Origin of the sequence: Paenibacillus xylanexedens (assembly GCF_007676705.1) — a bacterium.
GTDB classification, from domain to species: domain Bacteria; phylum Bacillota; class Bacilli; order Paenibacillales; family Paenibacillaceae; genus Paenibacillus; species Paenibacillus xylanexedens_C.
In genome coordinates this window covers 1-237 of sequence record NZ_VEBF01000646.1, presented here as the reverse complement: position 1 = coordinate 237, position 237 = coordinate 1, and the positions used below count along the sequence as shown (strand labels likewise).

Here is a 237-nt window from a genome sequence, read left to right as displayed (position 1 = left end):
TGAGATCGAATAATAGTTTATTGCGGTATTGCGTATCTTGCAGGTGAATTTTTCGATGGTAGGTGTGAATGAATTGACGGGAATGAGTATAGAGTTTAAGGAGGGGGTGGAGAGGGGGGGAGTTATTGGAGGTGATCGTTTTGAGTGGAGGTTGAGGGGAAGGGGTATTGAAATAGGATATGAAAGATGGAAGAATGATAGGGAAGAAGAGGAAGAGGGTGAGGGATATAGGTGTGT

1 protein-coding gene is annotated in these 237 nt (G+C 43.9%); it reads left to right on the top strand.

All coding sequences use genetic code 11. The features are described from left to right. Nucleotides 1-55: 55 nt before the first annotated feature. Nucleotides 56-237, top strand: a 182-nt coding sequence (locus FS628_RS30940; RefSeq protein WP_145326716.1) for a hypothetical protein, incomplete at its 3' end; no start/stop codon positions are given.